Annotated in this window: 4 protein-coding genes, 1 tRNA gene and 1 pseudogene; 4 read left to right on the top strand and 2 right to left on the bottom strand. The window is 63.8% G+C overall.

What is annotated here, in order from left to right; all coding sequences use genetic code 11:
• The 3 genes from KDH09_16220 to KDH09_16210 all read left to right on the top strand — a co-directional run.
• Positions 1 to 1,314, top strand: a 1,314-nt coding sequence (locus tag KDH09_16220; protein MCB0221244.1) for a hypothetical protein, incomplete at its 5' end; no start/stop codon positions are given.
• Complete coding sequence (gene pbpC, locus KDH09_16215; protein MCB0221243.1) at positions 1,311 to 3,668, top strand: penicillin-binding protein 1C; 2,358 nt, start codon at positions 1,311 to 1,313, stop codon at positions 3,666 to 3,668. The genes KDH09_16220 and pbpC, both read left to right, overlap by 4 nt.
• A 93-nt stretch (positions 3,669 to 3,761) precedes the next feature.
• Entirely contained in the window at positions 3,762 to 4,061 is a 300-nt protein-coding gene (locus KDH09_16210) for a helix-turn-helix transcriptional regulator (protein MCB0221242.1), read from the top strand.
• Positions 4,062 to 4,396: 335 nt separating this feature from the next.
• On the opposite strand, the gene KDH09_16205 is transcribed toward KDH09_16210, so the two are convergent.
• Positions 4,397 to 4,672 (bottom strand): hypothetical protein, encoded by a 276-nt coding sequence (locus KDH09_16205; GenBank protein MCB0221241.1) that lies wholly within the window; start codon positions 4,670 to 4,672, stop codon positions 4,397 to 4,399.
• A gap of 42 nt (positions 4,673 to 4,714) precedes the next feature.
• On the opposite strand from KDH09_16205, the pseudogene KDH09_16200 reads away from it, so the two are divergent.
• A pseudogene (locus KDH09_16200) lies at positions 4,715 to 5,122 on the top strand (recombinase family protein).
• Positions 5,123 to 5,794: 672 nt separating this feature from the next.
• Here KDH09_16200 and KDH09_16195 read toward each other — a convergent pair.
• Positions 5,795 to 5,871: transfer RNA gene (locus KDH09_16195), tRNA-Arg, on the bottom strand.
• Positions 5,872 to 5,963 lie beyond the last annotated feature (92 nt).

Raw genomic sequence — 5,963 nt, 5'->3', positions numbered from 1 at the left:
TCGATGCAGACCGCCAGCGGCGGTTTCGGTTACTGGCCGGGCACCACCCGTCCCTATTACTGGGCCACGGCGTTTGCGACGCACATGCTGCTCGATGCGAAAAAACTCGGCTACGAGGTTCCCGAGGACAGGCTCAAGGCGGCGCTCGACTTCATCGAGAACGCGGCCAATACAGGCGGCAGTGAGTGGAGTTCGGGATATTGGTACCGCAACGACTGGACCAATGCCGAGGCATACTCCCACTACGTGCTCGCCCTTGCCGGGCGCGGGCGCAAGGCGCGCATTGCGCAGATCATTGAAGCCTGGCCCAGGAACTCCGAATGGGAAAAAGAGGAACAGCTCTACCAGCTCAAGGCTGCGCTTTACCTCACCGGCGACCGCACCTATGAGCAAGATCTCAAGTCGCTGCCGGGAACGGAGATCGCCCATCGACGGTGGAACGACTGGTGCTTCTACTCGGCACTCCGCCACCGGGCATTCGCATTGAGCATTTTCGGCGACCTGTTCGGGAATGACCCGGTCGCAGACAGGGAAGCCGAAGCGATTGCGGCGGTCCTACGAAAGAATGAGAGCCGCTACTTCACCACGCAGGAGCTGGGCTGGAGCCTCAGCGCGCTCGGGAAGATCGCCGGAAGCGGTTCCAGTGATTTCGACCCGCCGCAGCTCATGTTCGGGAAGAAAGAACTCGCGGCCGCAAGCAGTCCCAGGCAGAGCAGTGAACGCAGCTGGTCGGTCTACCGCGCCAGCGAGTACCCTGACCTGACACTCAACGTCGGCGACACCGGCAAGGGCAAACTCTACTTGATTCTCTCCAGCAAGGGCGTCCGCGAGAACGCGACCTACCAGCTCGGCGGGCACGATCTCGACATTCGGCGACGTTACTTCAAACCCGATGGCACAGAACTCAAGTTCCCCGGCTCCAAGGTGGGCCTTGGCGACCTGGTATTCGTCGAGCTGACGCTCACCAACCAGACACGCGAGGACATTCGGAACGTCGCCCTGGTGGACCGTTTCCCCGCCGGCTGGGAAATTGAGAACCCCCGGCTCGGGCGCGACAATGCCGTCAACTGGGTGCAGCAAAGCGAGCAATGGGAAATCGACTACATGAACATTCGCGATGACCGATTCGAGGTCTTCGGCGCGCTCAAGGCGCGCGAATCACGCAAGGTGGTCTATGCGCTTCGCGCCACGCTGGCGGGCTCCTATACAATCCCGCCCGTTGCCGCAGAAGCGATGTACGATCCCCAGCAATGGGCGCGGGCGGCGGGAACCGTGGTTGAGGTGAGCGGGCCTTGGGCCTCCTATCTCGAATAGTTCGCTCTCCACTGAGGGCAGTCGCACTTGTAGTGCTCGGGCTCTGCGCGGGCGTAGTTGCCACCGCGTATCTTGTTCCACTGCCTGAGCGGCTCCTCGCGGGCCCATCGCGGGTGGTCTACTTCCGGGACGGAACGCCCGCATATGTAACGCTCTCGACCGACGACAAGTGGCGGATTCCCGTTTCCGTGGACGAAGTCGATCCCAACTATCTGGCGGCCCTGGTCGAGATCGAGGACGGCAGGTTCTGGTGGCATCCCGGAGTGGACCCGCTGGCGGTTGTCAGGGCGCTCTTCCAGAACGTCTCCGCGGGCGGCGTGGTATCAGGCGCCTCGACGCTGACCATGCAGCTCGTGCGCGTTCTCGAACCCCGGCCGCGCAGCCTCAGCTCCAAATTCATCGAGGCCCTGCGCGCGTTGCAGCTGGAACTGCGCCTATCCAAGCGGGAGATCCTCCAGGCCTACCTGAGCTTCATCCCTTATGGGCGCAACATCGAGGGCCTCGAAGCCGCTTCGCTCGCCTACTTCGGCCATCGGGCCGACGCGCTTTCGCCTTCGGAGATCGCCACCCTTCTTGCCGTGCCGCAGAACCCAAACAGCCGCTACCCCACGAAGCCGCATATTGCCAGGTTAACGGCTGCCCGCGATGCCATCCTCCGGCGCATGGGCGAGCGCGCCTGGCCGTGGCCCGCTGTCTCGGTGGAATCGACTCTCACCAAGGCCGCGCCCCATTCGCTGAAACCCTTCCCCCGCGAGGCGCCCCACGCCGCGCGCTGGCTTCTGGAAAACAATCCGCTGGAAACGCGCATTCACACAACGCTCGATAAAACCACGCAACAATTCGCCGAAGGCGTCTTCACCCGCGCTCGCGCGAGCCTTGCCGCCGACGGCATTTTCAACGGCGCCGTCGTGATCGCCGACCACCGGAGCGCGCGAATCGAGGCGCTGATCGGAAATTTCGAGTTTCTCGAAGACGACCACGGCGCCCAGATCGTGGGCTTCGACGTGCCACGCTCGCCGGGTTCGCTGCTCAAGCCCTTTATCTACGCCTCCGCAATCGACCAGGGGATCGTTCTTCCGCAGACGCTGGTGGAGGACATTCCCGTTCACTACGGCTCCTACTCCCCCGAAAACTACGACCAGGATTTCCGGGGCCTGGTGCGCATGGAGGAAGCACTCTCCTGGTCGCTCAACGTCCCCTTCGTGAATTTGCTGGGAAAGGTGGGAGTCGAGCGATTCCTGGGCAGGCTGCAATCCATGGGCGTGCGAAGTCTTCGGAGTGAGCCGGGCTACTACGGCCTTTCAGCCGCAATCGGCGGCGTCGAGATCACCCCGCTCGAAATCGCCGGTCTTTTTGCGAGCCTCGCCAATCGCGGCCGCTACCGGCATCTGGAACTGCTGGAACGCGCGGGGGATTCCCGGCCTGCTACTGAGATCTCCCCGGAGGGATTCTCCGCTTTTTCCGAGGGTGCCACCTATCTGACCCGGCAGACGCTCTCGCTCCGGGATCGCCCGGATTTTCCGGGGCGGCGTGATTACTCGGCCATGCCGCCGAGCATCCACTGGAAGACGGGCACTAGCTTCGGCCACCGCGATGCCTGGGCATCGGGCTCGGGCCCCCGCCATACCGCCGTCGTGTGGCTCGGCAACTTCGACAACTCACCTAGCAACAGGCTCGTTGGGGCCGATGCCGCCGGGCCGATCCTCTTCGACCTGCTGGAGGGACTCGCCTCCGCCGAGGATGCGGGCCACCGGGACTTGCCGCCGGCGGACCTTCGACCGGTAAAGCTCTGCGCTTATTCGGGTTACGTCCATACCGATGCCTGCCCGCACACGATTGAAGCCCTCGCCCGCGGCCAGAGCGTGCCCTCGAAACCCTGCCCCTTCCACACCCGGCGGGAAATCGACCTCGAGACGGGCCACGCGCTGGGCCCGCTGTGCATGGAGGGCCGCCGCCACGCGCCCCAGACCTTTCTGCGCTGGCCCGCGAACGTGCGCAGGTGGCTCAAGGACCGCTACCGCACCCTGCCCGAACCACCCTCGTTTGCCCCCGAGTGCAGGCGCGCAGCATCCGAGGGGCGCCCCGCAATCATCTCACCGCCTCCAGGACACGTGGTCTTTTTGATTGGCGGACGTTCGGCAACCGAGCAGGAAATTCCGCTTGAAGCCGAGGGTGCCTCCGGCGCGCCGCTCAGCTGGTTCGTCGACGGGGAGTTCCTCGGAAAAGCCCTGCCCGATGAACGCCTGTGGTGGATTCCCGAGCCGGGCAAGCACCTCCTGCTGACCCAGAACGAACTGGGCGAATCCGATTCCAGGTGGATCGAAGTGCGGGCCGACCGGGCAGGAAACAGGTAAGTCGCCCCGCTACCCGCTGGTTCATCGCTGTAGACTTTCCGCGCGCACCCAAAGTCTATTTTTGTTCACTCCGGGTTCCGACATGCTGCGTGCATGAAGACACCCATTCAGGGCCTCGCCCACCTCCGCAAGATCAAGGGATTCTCCCAGAAGGAACTCGCCCACAAAACCGGCATCGTCCGCACGACACTCTCGCGCATTGAGAGCGGGCGTGTCAGGCCGAACCTCGACGAAGTCCGCTGGATCGCCGAGGCGCTGGGCGTAAGCGAAACCGAAGTCCTCGCCTCGCTCGAACCCATGAACGCGATCCTCTGGGTTCCAAAGTGCGAGAGACCCTCCGGCCTTGCGTCCTTCCTGCAGCAGCAACGGACCTGCGAGCATGTGTCCGAATGAGACCTGCGAGGACGCAGCCTCGCCTGCGTCGTGCAAGGCCGGTTCGAGCGGAAGGCTCCCCTTCCCTGTGCTGCTTGAATCACTGGCCGGTCGTCCGCTGAGACCGGACGAATTGGTTGAGGTTCGAACCCGCCTGCGAACGGTCGGAGACACCCTCCGCGCCATTGCCGCCCGCCTGGAGCTGAAACACCCCTGACGGGACGTTCGAACTTTCCGCCCACGCGGCGGGCTCCTCTTTTCGGGTTGCGATATACTCACCAACGGGAGCTTCAAACATGGAAAGAGCTTTCGCATTCGCCCGCGTTTCGACCGATGAGCAGGCCCAGGGCGGCATTTCACTGGGGCTTCAGGCCGAGGCGATGGAGCGCTATTGCCGGGAGAAGGGCCTCGAACTCGCCCGAATCTGGCAGGTGGCCGAGACGGCCACGTCCGAGGGACAGCGCCAGCAGTTTCAGGCCATGCTCGCGGAGTTCGAGGCATCGCCCGACATCCGGCATATTGTCTTCTACAAGGTGGACCGCTCCAACCGGAACATCTGGGACCATGCCCGCCTTGCGGGTCTTGTTCTTCACCACGGTAAGCACATTCACGCGGCACTCGACTGCTTCCACCTGCACCCCGAGGCTCCCCCGTCCGAATGGGATCGTTTCGACATGATGGCCCTCTTCGCCCGGAGCGAGACGCGGCATCTCTCATCGCGCGTAAGAGCCTGTCTCAAACAGCAAGCCGACCTGGGCTACTGGATTCATCTCGCACCGCCGGGATACCGGAAGGTGAAGCGCGCCGGCATCGAGATCGACCCCGTGCAGGGCCCGCTCATGCGGGAAGTCCTGGAGCTTGCCGCCACCGGCGAGTATTCCCTCGTTCGGCTCACCGAGGAGGCAGGCAGGCGCGGCATTCGTTACTACCGCAAGCCGCTGACCCGCAGCTCGATTCACCGATGGGTGACGAACCCTGTCTACGCCGGGCCGTTCTACTTCAAGGGAAAGCTCGTCACGAACTTCCAGCACAAGCCGCTGATCTCGTGGGAAACCCACGAGCGGATATTGAAGCGTCTCTCGGATCACCGAAAGCCCGAAAAGGTCTACTACAAGCACGCCCACCCGCTCGCAGGAACCTACCAGTGCGGGGAATGCGGTCGGTCCATCACGATTACGGTCGTCAGAAAGCAGTACACATACGGCTTCTGCGGCGCCTGCAAGAGGGCCGGGAGGCCCTACGCCCACGTTCCCGAGCGAGCGCTCGACGCGAACATCCGAAGCGCCGTCCGCGCTGCCATGCTGCCTGCTGAGGCGTCCGACCTGCTCAAGGGCTATCTCGAAGAAGAGAGGGCCTCCTCGACCGACGTGCGGCAGGCAAAGGCTGAAGCCCTGAAGGTCTCACTCTCCAGGATCCAGCAGCGCCTGCAACGCGCCTTCGCGGCGCTGAGCGACGGCGCCGTCGATGCCGAGACCTACCGTGAGCAGACCGATGCCTGGCGCGTGGAGAAAGAGCGGATTGAGGCAGAACTGGCATCACTGGAGCACAGGGACGTGGGCGATCCGCTGGAGCGCCTGCTGGGCGCGTTCGAACTCGCTAAGGTTCTGGAAACACTGTGGGAAAACGCCACCGGCGAAGAGAAGGCCAGACTGGCCCGCGCGGTGTGTTCGAACCTCACCGTGAAGGGCGAAACCGCCCGATATTACTTGGCATTTCCCTTTGACGTACTGGCCAAATACAGGGGTCGTCCTGAATGGCGCGCCCGGCGGGATTCGAACCCACGACCTTCGGCTTCGGAGGCCGACACTCTATCCAGCTGAGCTACGGGCGCACTGCGAGGCAAGGAGCGCTGTTATAGCGCCCTGCTCTCATGGGCACAAGGGGCGCGCGCCGCGGGCGCGCTTGCGCCGTCAGGAAGCGGCT

Source organism: Chrysiogenia bacterium, from assembly GCA_020434085.1.
Classification (GTDB): Bacteria; JAGRBM01; JAGRBM01; order JAGRBM01; family JAGRBM01; genus JAGRBM01.
This window is presented reverse-complemented; position numbering and strand designations above follow the sequence as displayed.

What these genes read in the sequence shown, in the direction of transcription:
- KDH09_16210 (MCB0221242.1), top strand. Translation starts at nt 3,762, where the DNA reads ATGAAGACACCCATTCAGGGCCTCGCCCACCTCCGCAAGATCAAGGGA.